15 protein-coding genes are annotated in these 15,457 nt (G+C 62.0%); 11 read left to right on the plus strand and 4 right to left on the minus strand.

Going from position 1 to position 15,457, the window contains the following annotated elements; genetic code table 11:
• Positions 1-80: 80 nt before the first annotated feature.
• From ADU59_RS11755 to ADU59_RS11765, 3 genes are all read left to right on the plus strand, one after another.
• Complete coding sequence (locus ADU59_RS11755) at positions 81-671, plus strand: GNAT family N-acetyltransferase (RefSeq protein ID WP_068954311.1); 591 nt, start codon at positions 81-83, stop codon at positions 669-671.
• A gap of 509 nt (positions 672-1,180) precedes the next feature.
• Positions 1,181-2,221, plus strand: a complete 1,041-nt coding sequence (locus ADU59_RS11760) for a serine hydrolase domain-containing protein (RefSeq protein ID WP_099050818.1) — start codon at positions 1,181-1,183, stop codon at positions 2,219-2,221.
• 193 nt (positions 2,222-2,414) lie between these two features.
• A complete protein-coding gene (locus ADU59_RS11765) occupies positions 2,415-2,858 on the plus strand; it encodes a glyoxalase superfamily protein (RefSeq protein WP_068954312.1) in 444 nt (147 codons plus the stop codon).
• Between the two features lie 53 nt (positions 2,859-2,911).
• Here ADU59_RS11765 and ADU59_RS11770 read toward each other — a convergent pair whose 3' ends face one another.
• The 3 genes from ADU59_RS11770 to ADU59_RS11780 all read right to left on the minus strand — a co-directional run bounded on the left by ADU59_RS11770 (position 2,912) and on the right by ADU59_RS11780 (position 5,954).
• Positions 2,912-3,901: a WD40 repeat domain-containing protein gene (locus ADU59_RS11770; RefSeq protein ID WP_068954313.1), complete on the minus strand. Its 990-nt coding sequence runs from the start codon at positions 3,899-3,901 to the stop codon at positions 2,912-2,914.
• Positions 3,901-5,028 carry a CobW family GTP-binding protein gene (locus ADU59_RS11775; protein ID WP_068954314.1) on the minus strand — a complete coding sequence of 376 codons (1,128 nt, stop codon included), beginning with the start codon at positions 5,026-5,028 and terminating at the stop codon, positions 3,901-3,903. Before ADU59_RS11775 ends, ADU59_RS11770 begins: the two co-directional genes overlap by 1 nt.
• 134 nt (positions 5,029-5,162) lie before the next feature.
• Positions 5,163-5,954 (minus strand): creatininase family protein, encoded by a 792-nt coding sequence (locus tag ADU59_RS11780; protein WP_068954315.1) that lies wholly within the window; start codon positions 5,952-5,954, stop codon positions 5,163-5,165.
• 94 nt (positions 5,955-6,048) lie between these two features.
• On the opposite strand from ADU59_RS11780, the gene ADU59_RS11785 reads away from it, so the two are divergent.
• From ADU59_RS11785 to ADU59_RS11795, 3 genes are all read left to right on the plus strand, one after another.
• The gene (locus ADU59_RS11785; RefSeq protein WP_068954316.1) at positions 6,049-6,549 is read left to right on the plus strand and encodes a MarR family winged helix-turn-helix transcriptional regulator; all 501 of its coding nucleotides are present in this window, start codon (positions 6,049-6,051) and stop codon (positions 6,547-6,549) included.
• A gap of 118 nt (positions 6,550-6,667) precedes the next feature.
• Positions 6,668-7,696, plus strand: a complete 1,029-nt coding sequence (locus tag ADU59_RS11790) for a LacI family DNA-binding transcriptional regulator (RefSeq protein ID WP_068954317.1) — start codon at positions 6,668-6,670, stop codon at positions 7,694-7,696.
• A gap of 28 nt (positions 7,697-7,724) precedes the next feature.
• On the plus strand, positions 7,725-8,696 hold the full coding sequence (locus tag ADU59_RS11795; protein ID WP_068954318.1) for a 2-hydroxyacid dehydrogenase: 972 nt from the start codon (positions 7,725-7,727) through the stop codon (positions 8,694-8,696).
• Between the two features lie 6 nt (positions 8,697-8,702).
• Here ADU59_RS11795 and ADU59_RS11800 read toward each other — a convergent pair whose 3' ends face one another.
• On the minus strand, positions 8,703-9,461 hold the full coding sequence (locus tag ADU59_RS11800) for a gamma-glutamyl-gamma-aminobutyrate hydrolase family protein (RefSeq protein WP_068954319.1): 759 nt from the start codon (positions 9,459-9,461) through the stop codon (positions 8,703-8,705).
• A gap of 429 nt (positions 9,462-9,890) precedes the next feature.
• On the opposite strand from ADU59_RS11800, the gene ADU59_RS11805 reads away from it, so the two are divergent.
• The 5 genes from ADU59_RS11805 (at position 9,891) to ADU59_RS11830 (ending at position 15,452) form a co-directional block, all read left to right on the plus strand.
• Positions 9,891-12,209 carry a putative bifunctional diguanylate cyclase/phosphodiesterase gene (locus tag ADU59_RS11805; RefSeq protein ID WP_068954320.1) on the plus strand — a complete coding sequence of 773 codons (2,319 nt, stop codon included), beginning with the start codon at positions 9,891-9,893 and terminating at the stop codon, positions 12,207-12,209.
• Positions 12,210-12,427: 218 nt separating this feature from the next.
• Positions 12,428-13,177, plus strand: coding sequence for an N-acyl amino acid synthase FeeM domain-containing protein (locus ADU59_RS11810; protein ID WP_068954321.1), 750 nt, complete (start codon positions 12,428-12,430; stop codon positions 13,175-13,177).
• Positions 13,178-13,401: 224 nt separating this feature from the next.
• Positions 13,402-13,626, plus strand: a complete 225-nt coding sequence (locus ADU59_RS11820; protein ID WP_068954323.1) for an aa3-type cytochrome c oxidase subunit IV — start codon at positions 13,402-13,404, stop codon at positions 13,624-13,626.
• Positions 13,627-13,819: 193 nt separating this feature from the next.
• Positions 13,820-14,977: a Re/Si-specific NAD(P)(+) transhydrogenase subunit alpha gene (locus ADU59_RS11825; protein ID WP_068954324.1), complete on the plus strand. Its 1,158-nt coding sequence runs from the start codon at positions 13,820-13,822 to the stop codon at positions 14,975-14,977.
• Positions 14,978-15,041: 64 nt separating this feature from the next.
• Entirely contained in the window at positions 15,042-15,452 is a 411-nt protein-coding gene (locus ADU59_RS11830; RefSeq protein WP_068954325.1) for an NAD(P) transhydrogenase subunit alpha part 2, read from the plus strand.
• The last annotated feature ends 5 nt before the right edge of the window (positions 15,453-15,457 follow it).

Consider the following 15,457-nt stretch of genomic DNA (forward strand, 5'->3'; position numbering starts at 1 on the left):
GCTCCGGGTCAAACCGGAGCAGCCAATTCACAATTCGTCATAACCGCCGCTTATCACGGTATTGGGTACGGGAGGCCAAGATGGCCGCTGTTCTTGATTCTGTTCGCGCCTTCTTTGCGCAGAATGCCTTCACCATCGACACGGAAAATCCGGGCGACGTCGTCGCGCGTGAAAACCTGCTTGACCTCGCCATGGGCCCGAACCGCCGCCGCAAGTCGTCCGAGACGCTGCGCCGCGACCGCGTTCCGGCCGAGGGTCTGGCGCTGGTCGCCCGCGATGCGGATGGCCACGTCATCGGTACCGTGCGCCTGTGGAACGTCGAAGCCGGCGTCGGCCGTGACGGCGTGCCGGTCGAAGCCCTGATGCTTGGCCCGCTGGCTGTCGATGGCGGCCATGAGGGCAAGGGTATCGGCGGCGCGCTGATGCGGGCTGCCATCGGCGAGGCAAAGAGCCGTGGCCACGGCGCCATCCTGCTGGTCGGCGATGCGCCCTATTACGAGCGTTTCGGTTTCTTTGCCGTCAAGGCACGTCATCTGGTCATGCCGGGTCCGTTCGAGCGCGATCGCTTCCTGGCGCTGGAACTGAAGGACGGCTGGCTGGACGGTGCCGCCGGCATGCTGGTTGCCAGCGGCCGCAAGCTTGCCATGCCGCGCCTGCGCCGGGCTGCCTGATTTTTTTATCCCCGTTGATCCCCGCCCTGAAAACCCGTGTCATTCTGTGATCATCTTCAGGGCGGGAAACCGGGTTCGCGAACCGGCCTCGTCCCCCGGCGTGGTCCGGTCCTGAAGGCGGTATCGGGAAACACTGGCAAATGCCCGTGGAATCCGGTGCCGGCAGGCAGCAAAGCCTGACACTCGACCAAAACCGATAGTGCTGCCTGCCATTTCCCAAGCAGCGCCGCTCCGGAGTCCCGACTGTCTCCGGAGCGGGGTTTTCGCCTGCGCAAAAAATGCGCCGCTTTCTCAAATTCCTTCTTGAGGAAAAATCTCGGGATCGTGCCGTGGATGCCTCTCTGCGGGTTCGCGGCAGGGCGGTGCAATTATCGGAGGGGGAAGGGCGTTGGGAAAACGCGCTGCCGCTTCCCGGCCAGTGGGTCACGCACCTGTCAAAATCGCGTGACAATCCGCCAGGACGGCCTTTTTCCCTGGAATTTGCCTTTTTCGGTCGCCAGCATGCCGGAATGTTGAACCGGATCGCCCTGTCGCTTGCCCTCGTTTTTTCCAGCGTTCCCGCGCATGCGCAGGATGGCGCAGCCACGACGCCGGGAGCGGCGGAAAGGCTGACGGCCGTTTTCGACCGCGCCGCCCAACTGCCGTCGCTGAAATCCGTGGTGGTGTCGCGTGATGGTCAGATCATTGCCGACCGTGGCTATGGCGGCCACACATCGCGGGAACCCACCAATATCAAATCGGCCTCGAAGTCGGTCATGTCGGCGCTGGTCGGAATTGCCATTGCCAAGGGCGAGCTTGAGGGTGTCGATCAGAAAATTGCGCCCATCCTGTCGCGTGACTTGCCGGATGATCCCGACCCGCGTCTGGCGCAGGTGACGGTCGGCAACCTGCTGTCGATGCAGGCCGGGCTGGAACGAACTTCCGGCCCCAATTACGGCCGCTGGGTGTCGAGCCGCAACTGGGTTCGCAGCGCATTGTCCGCGCCGTTCGAGGCGGAGCCGGGTGGTCCCATGCTCTATTCGACAGGCTCCACGCATCTCCTGTCCGCCATCCTGACGCGCGCGTCCGGGCAATCGACGCTGGCGTTGGCGCGCAGCTGGTTCGAACCCTTGAAGGACTTCTCCATCACCGCCTGGGACCGGGATCCGCAAGGCATCTATCTCGGCGGTAACCAGATGGCGATGAGCACGCGATCGCTCCTGGCTTTCGGTGAACTATACCGGAATGGCGGCAAGACGCCGGAAGGCGTCCAGATCGTGCCGGCGGACTGGATCGCGCAATCCTGGCAGCACAGGACCAATTCGCGTTTTACCGGCGACAGCTACGGCTATGGCTGGTTCCTGCGCACCATGGCGGGCCGGGACGTTCGCTATGCCTGGGGCTATGGTGGCCAGATGCTCTATATCGTGCCCTCGCTCGGCCTCACCGTCGCCATGACATCGCAGGAAGACGCGCCGTCTGCCCGCACCGGCTATCGCGACAGCCTGCACCAGCTGATGACCGATATCATCCTTGCAAGCGAAACCGGGACTGCGGACCGTCCCGGCTGATGGCGATCGTTTGACAGGAAAGTCCTGCTGGGGTAAATGCCACGGCAACGGGTGAGAGCCCCGGCCGTCCGCAAGCGTCAAGCTTTTGGTGAAGTCTCTCGTTCCCAATTCGGTCGTCCATCCTGTGGCGTGCGAACGGTGGCAAGGCGGGCTCCCTCCGAATGACTGCACGCTCCATGTTGGAGACCTGAAGATGCGCGGTTCAGTCCCGCTACCCTCACTCGATGCCCTGAAGGATCAGGCGAAACGGCTTCGTGCCGGTTTGGCCTCGGACGGTCAGGGCATTACCCATTCGAAATCGCTGGAGCTTCTGGCCGTGCAATACGGCTTTCGCGACTGGAACACGCTGCATGCGATGGTCGGCAACCGGCCGCCGCTCAATCCCTGGATGCTTGGCTCGCGCGTCAGGGGCCACTATCTCGGCCAGCCTTTCGAGGCGAAAATTCTCGGCGTCCAGGCCATCACCGCCCAGCCGGGCCGCTACAGGCTGACGCTGGATTTCGACGAGCCGGTCGATGTGGTGACGTTCGACAGCTTCTCGGCCTTCCGCAAACGCGTCCACTGCACGATCGACGAAACCGGCCGGACGATCGAAAAGACATCGAACGGACGGCCGCAGGTGGAATTGATGTGGTGAACCGGTACGGGACATGTGTGGCGCGCTGATCCGCGCCACACATGCAATGGACATCAGCCCGCGATATCGACCACGCCGCTGTCGCCGGCTTCCGAGCCGAAGGCCAATTGGCGGCCGGTCTTGTTCCAGGCCATGGCGGTGATCGCGCCCTTGCCGGGACGGCGAAGGAGGACTTCCTTGCTGTCGGTAAAGCGGACCACCATGATCATGCCGTCGGCATAGCCGATTGCGGCGATCTCTTCGGCCGGGTGGCAGCAGACCTGGGTGACCATGATGTTGGCGCGGGTGCCGAGTTCGAGCGGCGCCTTGCCCATCGGCCCGTCCTTGGCCTGGAACGGCCAGACGATGGCGGCGGGGGCGCCGGAAGAGGCGAGCCATTTGCCCTTGGCGGACCAGGAGACGGATTTGATCTTGGCCGGATAGCCGGTCATCCGCATGTGCCGTGTTTCGGCGCCCGGTTTGGTGTCCAGCTTCCAGCCGTGCAGCGCGTTTTCCTGCATGGAGGTGACGACGAAGCGGCCATCGGGCGAGAAGGTCACGCCGGTATGGGCGCCCTTCCATTCCAGATCGACCGGCTGTCCTGCCATCGCCACCCAATGCAGCGAGACGCCGTTGTAGCGGGCGACCGCGATCCGCAGACCCTTGGGCGCGAACGCAAGGCCTTCGACGGTGCGCTCCTCGGCAAAATCCTTGACGCTGCCATCGGCGAGCCTGACATGGGCCGTCTTGCCATAGGCATAGGCGACCGCACCTTGCGGCCCGGCGGCGACCTGCGAAATCCACTTGCGCGGGGCGCTGGCGATCTCGCTGATGGTGCCGTCCGCCTGTATGCGGAGAACCTTGCCATCCTCGCCGCCGGTCAGCAGCGTCCCGGTTGCTTCGTCGTGAATACACGACAGAAGCCCTTCATGCGCTTCCACGGTCTTGTGACCATGATCGAGACGATGGATGAGGCCGGAGGATTCGGCGAAAAACGGCACGTCGCCGAGAAAGGCCACGCCGGCGACGTGACCTTGAAGATCGAGGGGGGCAACTGTGGGCATCAGTGTGCTGCAGCCTCAGTGGGAGCGGCGGCGCAGGCGTTGAAAGTGCGCTCCAGCTTTTCCTTGTCCAATTCGCGGCCGATGAAGACGAGGCGGCTTTCGCGCTTCTCGCCATCCTTCCAGGCGCGCTGGTGATCGCCTTCTATGATCATGTGGACGCCCTGGACGACATACCGGTCGGCATCGCCCTTGAAGGCAATGATGCCCTTGAGCCGCAGGATATTCGGGCCTTCCGTCTGGGTGATCTTCTGGATCCAGGGGAAGAAGCGGTCCGGGTTCATCTCGCCGCCGCGCAGCGAAACGGATTGCACCGTCACGTCATGGATCGGCGAGGGAGCGTGATCGTGGTGATGGTGGTCGTGCCCATGGTGATCATGATCATGGTGGTGATGGTCGTGATCGTGGTGGTGGTGATCGTGGGTGCAGTCCGGGCCGCAGGCGTGATCATGGTCGTGATGATCGTCGTGGTCGAGGAAGTGCGGCTCGTTTTCCAGCGCCCGTTCCAGATTGAAGGCGCCCTGGTTGAGAACCTTGGTCAGGTCGATATTGGAGCGCTCGGTGCGGTGGATACGGGCCGACGGGTTGATGGCGCGCACGGTCGCCTCGATCTTCGCCAGTTCTTCCGGCGTGACGAGGTCGGTCTTGTTCAAAAGCACGACATCGGCAAAGGCGATCTGGTCTTCGGCTTCGCGTGAGTCCTTCAGGCGCAGCGGCAGGTGCTTGGCATCGACCAGCGCGATCACGGCGTCGAGTTCGGTCTTGGCGCGCACGTCGTCGTCCATGAAGAAGGTCTGGGCAACGGGCACCGGATCGGCAAGGCCGGTGGTTTCGACGATGATCGCATCGAAGCGGCCGGGACGGCGCATCAGGCCTTCGACGACACGGATCAGGTCGCCGCGCACCGTGCAGCAGACGCAACCATTGTTCATCTCGTAGATTTCTTCGTCGGATTCGACGATCAGGTCGTTGTCGATCCCGATCTCACCGAACTCGTTGACGATGACGGCATATTTCTTGCCATGGGCTTCCGTCAGGATGCGGTTGAGCAGCGTCGTCTTGCCGGCGCCCAGATAGCCGGTGAGGACGGTGACGGGAATGGGCTTGGCAGCTGTGGATGCTTCGGTCATGGGAGCCTCGGAAAAATCGGGATGCCTTCTGGCAGGGGTTGCTGCTGATATAGGAGATGGAAAGCGCCAGCGCAAATGCCTGCCGGATCTTCGCGCTGCTTTTTCCGCATCAGGACCGGAGGCGATTGTCGTTGCTAGCGGAGGATCGACGGGTCGAAGGCGTCAACATCCTCCAGCAGTTCGACAATGCCCCTGACCGCATGGGCGATCAACTGTTCGCCGCGCTCCGCTGTCGCGGCGGACGCATCGCCGGCGACGCCCTTGTCGTTCAGGTCCGACATCTTCCAGCCGAACGCATGCGGGCCGTAAGCGCGCAGATGCCGGAAGCGCTGTGTGAAATCCGTCTGGCGGGAGCCGAACCGGGCCGCCTTCGTCATGTCCACCTTGTCCGGATAGAGCGCCAGCATCACCGACGTTTCGATATCGCCGCCGTGAATATCGATGGCCTTGTCTTCTGCGCCGATCCAGCCATCCGGCTGGCCAAAGCGTGTCCAGCTCGTCGCCACCGCCAGCATGTTGAACCGTACCCGTGCTTCCGTCGCGACAATGGTCGTCAGTGGTGAATTGCCGCCATGGGCGTTCAGCATGACGAATTTGCGGATGCCCTGCTGGATGAGGCCTTCCGCTATGCCGAGCCAGCGCTGTACCGCTTCGTCGTAAGTCAGCGAGCGGGTGCCTTCGACATCCATATGCTCGATCGAATATCCCACCGGTTCGGCCGGGAGGAAGGTGACGGGCAGGGTGGGCGGCAGGCGGTCGATCACCCGTGTGACCAGCCCTTCGGCGATCAGCGTATCGGTGTCGAACGGCAGGTGCGGTCCATGCTGCTCGTGGGCGCCCAGCGGCAACACGGCGATCCAGTCCGCTCTCGCTGCGGGCGGAAGATCGGAAACATTGTCTTTCCAACGGGGTGCGGGGACTGTCATGCTCCTGAGAGCCTTTCGGTTGTACTTGCGGTATGGCCGTCATTCGAGTCATACAGAGAGCGGATGGCCGTGCAAGAAATTTGGTGGAGGACCGATGGGAAAGAAGAGCAAGGCCGAAAAGAAAGCCAAGGGGGCTAAGAAGAAGCATCACGACGTCGAGGTTCACGCACAGGATCTCGCCTCGGTGCTGGTCCAGGCGGCGCGCTCCATGCGCACCGTTCTGTCACGCAACCTGCTCGAAAGCGGCCTCTATGCCGGCCAGGACGGCGTCATGCTGGCGCTGGCCGAAACCGACGGGCTGACGGCCGGCGTGCTGGCGATGAAGCTCGGTGTCAAGGCGCCGACCATGACCCGCACCATCGGCCGCATGGAAGCACAGGGTTTCCTGGAGCGCCGGGCCGACGACGAGGATGCGCGGCTGACGAAGGTCTATCTGACCACCATCGGCCGCGATCGCCTGCAGACCATCGCCGAGGCGGGCAAGACCTCGGAAGAGATGGCGACGAAGGGGCTGACCGAAAAGCAGATCAAGACGCTGATGAAGCTTCTGCGCGCCGTCGACGGCAATCTTCAAGGCACGGCTTCTGCCGAGTAAACGCCCCTGAAACCGTGTTGCGATTTGGCGATTGCGGCAGCAATTTAAACAGTTTAAAGAGGATTTAAAAATAGCGGTGTTCCGCCGGCGAGCCAGCCGGCGGCATTGAGGGGGAAACGTGGCGCAGAAGATCAAGCTCTCCACCATTGCGGAAACGCTCGGCGTGTCCACGGCCACGGTTTCACTGGCCCTGCGTGACAGTCCGCTCGTCGCCGCCATGACCCGCGACAAGATCAAGGAACAGGCCCGCGCGCTCGGCTATATCTACAATCGCCGCGCCGCCAGCCTTCGCACCTCCCGCTCCGGTATCATCGGCGTCGTCGTGCACGACATCATGAACCCGTTCTACGGCGAAATTCTCAAGGCCATCGAGGCCGAACTCGACCGCGACCGGCAGACCTTCATTCTCTCCAATCACTACGATTCCGTCGAAAAGCAGCGCGCCTTCATCGAGACGCTGCTGCAGCTGGGCGGCGATGGCGTGATCATGTCACCGGCCATCGGCACGCCGCCGGAGGATATCCAGCTGGCGGAGGATAACGGCATGCCGGCCATCCTGATCGCCCGCTCGATCGAAGGCCTCGACGTGCCGATTTTCCGCGGCGACGACGCCTATGGCATCTCGCTTGCCACCAATCACCTGATCAGCCTCGGCCACCGTGTCATCGCCATGGTTGGCGGCACGGACCAGACCTCCACCGGCCGCGACCGGTATCAGGGCTATGTCAACGCGCTGCGCAAGGCCAATATCGATGTCGATCCGGACCTGCGCATTCCCGGCCCGCGCTCCATGCAGGGCGGTTTCGAGGCGGCGGTGCACCTGCTTTCCCTGCCGCAGAAGCCGACGGCAGTGGTTTGCTGGAACGATCTCGTCGCCATCGGCATGATGAACGGCATTGCCCGCGCCGGCCTCGTTCCCGGCCGCGATGTGTCGGTCACCGGTTACGACGATCTCGAGGAAGCCTCGATCTCGACGCCGGCGCTCACCACCGTCTGGAACGGTCAGTCCGATGTCGGCCGCAGTGCCGCCCGGGCGCTACTCGACAAGCTCAACGGCAGCCACGAGCCGGACGGTATCCACCTGATCAAGCCCGAAATGCGAATCCGCCAGTCGACCGGCCCGCTTCGGCCCAATTCAACCGAATAATCGATCCAGTCCCGGAAGGAGCGAACCCATGCCGCAAGGCCGCCCGCGTATTGTCGTGCCCGGCAAGATGAGCCAGCGCGTGCTCGATCGCCTGCCTGCGACGTTCGACACGGTTTTTGTCGATGCCGCCGATCCGGCTCTGGTGACGGCGGACATGGCGTCCGGCGTCACCGGCATCGCCGTGCAGGGCAAGATCCCCACCGATTTCATGGATGCCTTTCCAAGCCTCGAGATCATCGCCAATTTCGGCGTCGGTTACGATGGCGTCGATGCCGGACATGCGGCAAAACGGGGTGTGGTGGTGACAAACACACCGGACGTTTTGACCGAGGAGGTGGCGGATACGGCGATCGGCCTGCTGCTCAACACCGTGCGCCGGTTTCCGGCCGCCGAGCAGTGGCTGCGCCAGGGACGCTGGGCCAAGGAAGGCGCCTTTGCGCTGTCGCCGCTGAGCCTGCGCGGGCGAACCGTCGGTCTTTATGGACTTGGCCGTATCGGGCTGGGGATTGCCAGGCGCCTTGAAAGCTTCAATGTTTCCATAGCCTATCACACCCGCACGCCACGCGATGGGCTCGCCTATACCCATTATCCGACGCTGAAGGGAATGGCCGAGGCGGTCGATACGATCATCGTCATCGTGCCGGGCACCGAAAGCACCCGCAGGACGGTCAATGCCGAGGTTCTTCAGGCCCTGGGGCCGCAGGGCGTGCTGATCAATGTCGGACGCGGCACGACCGTGGACGAGGCAGCCCTTGCCGACGCGCTTCAGCGCGGCGTGATCGCGGCTGCCGGTCTGGATGTCTTCGAGAACGAGCCGCATGTTCCCGATGCGCTGCTGGCGTTGCCGAACACCTCGCTGTTGCCGCATGTCGGCTCCGCCTCGCAGGCGACCCGGGATGCCATGGCCGATCTGGTCGTCGACAATCTGGTGGCGTGGTTCGAAACCGGTGCGGCGCTCACCCCGGTGGCCGAGACGCCGTTCAAGCGGAAGACCGCTTAAAAGCGATCAGGCTTTGGCTTTCGATGCCGCATAGGCGCGCACCGCATCGCCGAAAGCCTTAAACAGGGTCGAGGACGGGCCGTCGCGGCCGACCCAGTATTCGGGATGCCATTGCACGCCAACGGCAAAGGCCTTGGCATCGATAACGGAAACGGCCTCGATCGTACCGTCTTCGGCGACAGCCTCGACGGCGAGGCGCGGCGCGGCCTTTGAGATCGCCTGCCGGTGCAGTGAGTTCACCTGTACTTCGCCGGCGCCGAGAACCGAGGCAAGGCAGCTGCCTTCCTTGACGATGACATTCTGGCGGATGCCATAGGCCATATCGAGATCGGGCACGTCCGGCTTGCGGTGATCCCAGATGCCGGGCATGTCCTGGATCTCGCTCGCCAGCGTGCCGCCCAGCGCGACGTTCAGTTCCTGGATGCCGCGGCAGATGGCCAGCAACGGCACGCCGCGCTCTAGGGCACGCCGGATCAGCGGAAGGCTCGTCGCGTCGCGGCCGGGATCGAAGGGGCCGTCATTTTGGCTGGCCTCCTTTCCGTACAGGGAAGGGTGCACATTGCTGCGCGATCCGCTGACGAGAACACCGTCCACCCGATCAAGGATTTCATCCGCGTCGTTGCCGGTTTCGAGTGCCGGTACCAGGAAGGTCATCACGCCGGAGCCTTCGACGGCGGCGCGGACATATTGATGCGGCGTGGCATGCCAGACGTTGCCGTCGAATGTTCTGAAATCGGCCGGTATGGCAACAACGGGTTTGGGCATTGCGGGTCTCCAGCTGCGGGCAGGTCACGGCCTTCTGTCTGTCTTATCAGGCCATTGCTGTGAGCGGCAGGGTAAAGTCAACTGCGATCGGCGGCAAGAAGGGGCATGGCCATCCGGCAGACATGGGCAAGATTTGACAGGTTTCTCTTAGAATAACAGTAACCATTCCAGCGGTTAATCGATCGGATAATTGCGGGAAGAAACCGTGGCGCTGGAAGAAATGAATAACCAGTCCGCAGTTGAAACCATGCACGGTTGCAGAAAAGCGATATTCTTTAGGAATCGCTGCAATACTGGGTTGAAATCTTCCAGAAAGGCAGCATTTTGGCCGCCAGACCCAGTATATGGAACGATTTTTTCCGGTAAGCGCGCGAAATCTTTCGTTAAACCCTCGGGAATAACACTTCGCCAAACCGGAGCAGAGGGTTGATGAAATCAAGTGAACAGAGCGCTCTTCCGACCGAGGTGTATCTTTCGTTCGTAAGCTCGCTCTACCAATATCGCCAGATGCTTTTGATCGGCATGCTCTCGCATGTCGTTACATTTTTGCTCGCCTTTGCGAAAACCGCCGATTTCTTCTACTTCGGCTGCGCCACCGCCATCGCGCTGATCTGGGTGGTCCGCAGCATCGGGATGCGCCAGTTCGACCGTGAAAATCTCGCGGCGCTGGATGTCAAAGGCATTCGGCGCTGGGAAATCCGCTACAATGTGGGAGCCGTCTGCGCCACCATCACGCTTGGTCTGGCCTGCGGCTACAGCATCCTGATCAGCAGGGATCCGTTCGCGGAACTCGCCTGCGTTTCCGTGACGCTTGCCTCGATGGTTTCGCTCGTCGGCCGCAATTACGGATCGGCAAGGGCCGTCGTGGTGATGTCGCTGTCGGCCTGCGGTCCGATCATCATCGGCCTGCTGGGCCTGCTGGACGGATTCATGGCGCTGCTTGCGCTGCTGGTGGTGCCGTTCATTCTGACGACATGGTCGATGGCGCGGGGCGTGCGCGAAACCCTGCGCAAGAACGTGCTGGCCGCCAGCGAGATTTCGATGATCGCCGGCCGTTTTGATCTCGCCCTCAACAATATGCCGCATGGCCTGTTCATGCTGGATGCGGACGATCGCATTCTGGTCGCCAACCGGCGGGCATGTGAGCTTCTCAATCTGGGCGATCAGGCCCGCGTCAAGGATTGCCATCTCGATACCGTGCTGCGTTACGGTGTGCGCCACACGTTCCTTGAGCAGGATCAGGCAACGCAGGTCCTGAAACAGCTCGATCAATTGATGAAGGGGCTGCAGTCGCGCGCACTGATTCCGTTCTCCGACGACCTTTTTCTCGAGTTTTCGGCAAGCCAGCGCGCCAATGGCGGCGTCGTGCTGATCTTTGAAGACGTGACGGCGCGGGTGCGGGCGGAAAAGAAAATCCTGCAGATGGTCCGGTTCGATAGCCTGACCGGTCTGCCCAACCGCGATTATTTCAGCGAGCTGGTCGCTAGCACGCTGGCCGAGGGCAAGCGCACGGGGCAGGCCGGATTCATGGTTCTCGATGTCGCCGAGTTCAAGCATGTCAACGATACGCGCGGCCATGTGGTCGGTGACCGGTTGCTCTGCGCAATCTCGCAGCGGCTGAAAACGGTGACGGGCGACAAGGCCATCGCGGCGCGCCTGATGGGCGACGAATTCGTGTTGTTCTTTCCGAACGAGACAAACCGCCGTGCACTGGAAGAGCGCATAAGCGCCGTGCATACGCAGATGCGGGGCGTCTATGAGGCCGGTGGCTTCACCTTCAATATCTCGATGAGCGCAGGTTATGTGATTGCCGACAGCGCCGATTTCCGGCTGGAGGACATGCAGATCAAGGCGGATCTCGCGTTGTTCGAAAGCAAGAGCCGCGAAAAGGGAGGCTGCACCGCGTTCGAAGCGAAAATGGACGCGCATTATCTCGACCGGCAGAAGCTGAAGACCGATCTGCGCGAAGCCGTGGAAACCGGCGGGCTCTCGGTCGCATACCAGCCGATGTTTCTTGCCGACGGTTCGCGGATTGAATGCTGCGAGGCGCTGGCCCGCTGGACCCACTGCGAACGTGGCCCCGTACCGCCCGATGTCTTCATCCAGCTGGCCGAAGAGATGGGGGTGGTTTCCGAGATTACCCGGTTCATGCTGCGCCAGGCCTGCCTCGACTGCCTGAAGTGGCCCGGGCATATGGCCGTTTCCGTCAATCTCTCGGTTCTCGATCTGCGCAACAGCGAAATCGTCTCGATCGTCACGGATGTTCTTTCCGAAACCGGGCTGGACCCGTCGCGGCTTCACCTGGAGGTGACCGAAAGCTGCCTGATGGAAGAGGCCGCCAAGGTGCAGACGATTCTGCAGGAGTTGCGTGGCCGCGGCATCACCATCGCCATCGACGATTTCGGAACCGGATATTCCAGCCTCAGCTATCTCGATGCGCTGCCGCTGGATATCATCAAGATCGATCGCTCCTTCGTGCGCAACATCCGTGAGGACGCGCGCCGTTTCAAGCTTCTGCGTGGCACGGTGAACCTGTCGCGCGAGCTGGGGTTGAAGATCGTTATCGAGGGAGTGGAGACGAAGGATCAGCTGGCCCTGATCAACGAATTCAAATGTGCCGACCTGGTGCAGGGCTATGTGTTCGCAGCCCCCATGCCTTCGGCGGGAATCATCAGCCTCTCCGATACGCTTTTGAAAAAGACGGCCGTCCCGAAACGGCGCAACCGGCGCGTCGCTCCGGCGTTCTAAGCCAGTTGCGCAGCCGCCATTTCATCCGGATTGCAAGCTGTGAGACCTTGTGGCCGCGCTGTGTTTCAAGGTACTGCGCAGGTGGTTTATGCCTTCGTAATTTAGCATTAACGATCTGTTAACCTTAACAAATGGTTTATCGTTAATATTTTATTAAAACATTGTGAGGTGCCTCCGTTTGCAAGATGAATAGCCCGCGAACAGGGGCATTCGACGACATGAAAGCGGAGCAGCAGAACAGGTTTTCAGAGCGATTGCTCGCGCTGTTGGACCATGTGGAATACCGGCGGGTAGAATCGGGGGAGGACATGGAGGATGTCGCCCGCATTCGTTTCAAGGCCTACAAGATGGCCGATATCCTGCCCTTGTCCGGCACGACGCTGATCGACGACATCGATTTCGACAGCCACGCCTATGTTTTCGGGATCTATTTCGAGGAGCGGCTGATCAGTACGGTGCGGGTGCATCATGTGACCCCGCAGCACAGGGTAAGCTCCTCGGGCTCGATCTTCGGCGCGGAGATCAATGGTTTTCTCGATGCCGGCATGTCGCTGATCGATCCGGTCCGGCTGGCGGCCGATCCAGAAATTCTCAAGGAAATGCCGGCCATCCCCTATCTCACCCTGCGTGTCGCCACCATGGCGTCCGAGCATTTCGATGTCGATCGCTGCCTGTCCCTCGTCAAGCCGCAGCATGCGGCCTTCTACAAGCGGGTTTTCGATGCCGACACGATCGTCTCTCCACAGAAGAACTGTGGCGCCTACAAGATCGATCTGACGCTGCTCGCCGCCCGCGTCCGCGAAATCCGGCCCTGGCTCTACACCCGGTTTCCGTTCTTCGATTCAGAGCCGTTCGAGCGGCGGATGATGTTCGGCGACAGCCTGGAAACGCAGCACACACCGCTGACGATTCTGCCGACCGCGCGGCTGGCACTGACGACGCAGAGCCGTTCGCGCAGCCAGGCCTGATCGGGTTTCCATGTCAGGCATTCCCGATGCCAGGCAAAGGCTTATGCACGGGTCTTTGCCTGCGGTTTTCGTTGCGTTTGACCGTGGCTTTGTGTATGGCCGCTATATGCAATCGGTGCCGCAGGGCACGCCGGATGCACATAGGATGGATTTGAGACGAGATGCGGTGCTCGCCGTTGCAACCACAGGGCAGAGCGCAGCTGAACTTCAGGGAGATATGGACGATGGCTGAACATCATTCCGGACCGGCCGAAACGGGTGCGCCGATGGATTATGCCGAACACGAGAAGACCTACAATTTCTTCCTGGAAGGCACGAAAATCGTCACGATCTTCTGTGTTGCGCTGCTGATCGCCATGGCTGCCGGTTTCTTCACCAGCGCCGGTTTCTTCACGGCCCTCGTTCTCTTCATCCTCCTCAATGTCGCCGGCTTCGTGCTGCTGCGCTGATCGGCTTTCCCACGTTTTGACGAGGCCGGCACTTGGGAGTGAGGTGCCAGTTTTCCCATGGCCCGGCAATTGCCGGGCATGGCATGTATTGACGCCGGGCCGATAACGGTTCTGCGCGAGACTATCGAGTGTGCGGGATATCGGATCATCGGCCTTGCCGTGGTCCGCAAGCCCGTCTCAGGGAGGAGAACCTGTGGCAGATACCGTATTCATACCCTTGGAGACATCCGCCGGTGAAAGCCGTGTTGGCGGCTCGCCCGACAGCGTCAAGAAGCTGAAGACGCTGGGTTTCGACGTCGTCGTTGAGGCGGGGGCCGGCACCTTGTCGCGTATTCCCGACAGCGAGTTCGAGAAGGCTGGTGCACGGATCGGGTCAGCGGCAGATGCCGCGAGTGCCGATGTCGTGCTGAAGGTGCGGCGTCCGTCGTCCGCCGAGGTCGCGGGCTACAAGTCCGGCGCCGTCGTGCTGGCGATCATGGATCCCTATGGCAACGAGCAGGCACTGGACGATATGGCCAATGCCGGCGTTTCCGCCTTTGCGATGGAACTGATGCCGCGCATCACCCGGGCGCAGTCGATGGACGTGCTGTCGAGCCAGGCCAATCTGGCCGGCTACCAGGCGGTGATCGATGCGGCCGCCGAATTCGACCGGGCGATGCCGATGATGATGACGGCGGCAGGCACCGTTCCGGCAGCCAAGGTCTTCGTCATGGGCGCCGGTGTTGCCGGTCTGCAGGCGATTGCCACCGCCCGCCGTCTCGGCGCCGTCGTCTCCGCCACTGATGTGCGTCCGGCCTCCAAGGAACAGGTCGCCTCGCTCGGCGCCAAGTTCATCGCGGTCGAGGACGAGGAATTCAAGGCGGCCGAAACTGCCGGCGGCTATGCCAAGGAAATGTCGGCCGCATACAAGGCCAAGCAGGCCGCGCTGACGGCCGAGCATATCGCCAAACAGGACATCGTCATCACCACCGCGCTGATCCCGGGCCGTCCGGCGCCGCGGCTGATCACCCGCGAGATGCTGAAAGCCATGCGGCCCGGCTCGGTCGCCATCGATCTCGCCGTCGAGCGCGGCGGCAATGTCGAGGGGGCCGTGGCCGATCAGGTGGTCGAGATCGAGGGCGTCAAGGTCGTCGGGTATCTCAATGTGCCCGGTCGTATCGCAGCGTCGGCGTCCGCACTTTATGCCAAGAACCTCGTCACCTTCCTCGAGACCATGGTCGACAAGGAAACCAGGACGCTCGCCCTCAACCTTGAGGACGAATTGGTCAAGGCAACGATGCTGACGCATGGCGGCACGATCGTGCATCCGAATTTTGCACCGGCGCCGCTGGCAATCGCAGCAACAGCTTAAAAAGATTGGAGAGGGCGATGCCGGCACTTCGGGGAGAAGTGCGGCCGCCCAAGGGAGATGTTTGATGGCGAATGAGCTTCTCGACAAGGCGATCGGCGACCTCGACCGGGCGGTCGAAGCGGTGCGCACGGCGGCCGAATATGTGCCGGATGCGGCCGGCAATGTGGTGCACGGGCTGTCGGGCGGTGCGATCGATCCGTTCGTCTTCCAGCTGGCGATCTTCGTCTTGTCGATCTTCGTCGGCTATTACGTCGTCTGGTCGGTGACACCGGCGCTGCACACGCCGCTGATGGCCGTCACCAATGCGATTTCCTCGGTCATCGTCGTCGGCGCTCTGCTGGCGGTCGGTATCTCGGCGTCCGGCCTTGCCACCGGCTTCGGCTTCGTGGCGCTGATCCTCGCCTCGGTGAACATCTTTGGCGGCTTCCTGGTCACCCAGCGCATGCTCGCCATGTACAAGAAAAAAGACAAGTGAGGCTG

Source organism: Pararhizobium polonicum, assembly GCF_001687365.1.
GTDB lineage: Bacteria > Pseudomonadota > Alphaproteobacteria > Rhizobiales > Rhizobiaceae > Pararhizobium > Pararhizobium polonicum.

Bases quoted from the DNA above. Each gene is read 5' to 3' on its own strand.
- ADU59_RS11755 (WP_068954311.1), top strand. From the start codon at position 81: ATGGCCGCTGTTCTTGATTCTGTTCGCGCCTTCTTTGCGCAGAATGCC.
- ADU59_RS11760 (WP_099050818.1), top strand. From the start codon at position 1,181: ATGTTGAACCGGATCGCCCTGTCGCTTGCCCTCGTTTTTTCCAGCGTT.
- ADU59_RS11765 (WP_068954312.1), top strand. From the start codon at position 2,415: ATGCGCGGTTCAGTCCCGCTACCCTCACTCGATGCCCTGAAGGATCAG.
- ADU59_RS11770 (WP_068954313.1), bottom strand. From the start codon at position 3,901: ATGCCCACAGTTGCCCCCCTCGATCTTCAAGGTCACGTCGCCGGCGTG.
- ADU59_RS11775 (WP_068954314.1), bottom strand. From the start codon at position 5,028: ATGACCGAAGCATCCACAGCTGCCAAGCCCATTCCCGTCACCGTCCTC.
- ADU59_RS11780 (WP_068954315.1), bottom strand. From the start codon at position 5,954: ATGACAGTCCCCGCACCCCGTTGGAAAGACAATGTTTCCGATCTTCCG.
- ADU59_RS11785 (WP_068954316.1), top strand. From the start codon at position 6,049: ATGGGAAAGAAGAGCAAGGCCGAAAAGAAAGCCAAGGGGGCTAAGAAG.
- ADU59_RS11795 (WP_068954318.1), top strand. From the start codon at position 7,725: ATGCCGCAAGGCCGCCCGCGTATTGTCGTGCCCGGCAAGATGAGCCAG.
- ADU59_RS11800 (WP_068954319.1), bottom strand. From the start codon at position 9,461: ATGCCCAAACCCGTTGTTGCCATACCGGCCGATTTCAGAACATTCGAC.
- ADU59_RS11805 (WP_068954320.1), top strand. From the start codon at position 9,891: ATGAAATCAAGTGAACAGAGCGCTCTTCCGACCGAGGTGTATCTTTCG.
- ADU59_RS11810 (WP_068954321.1), top strand. From the start codon at position 12,428: ATGAAAGCGGAGCAGCAGAACAGGTTTTCAGAGCGATTGCTCGCGCTG.
- ADU59_RS11820 (WP_068954323.1), top strand. From the start codon at position 13,402: ATGGCTGAACATCATTCCGGACCGGCCGAAACGGGTGCGCCGATGGAT.
- ADU59_RS11830 (WP_068954325.1), top strand. From the start codon at position 15,042: ATGGCGAATGAGCTTCTCGACAAGGCGATCGGCGACCTCGACCGGGCG.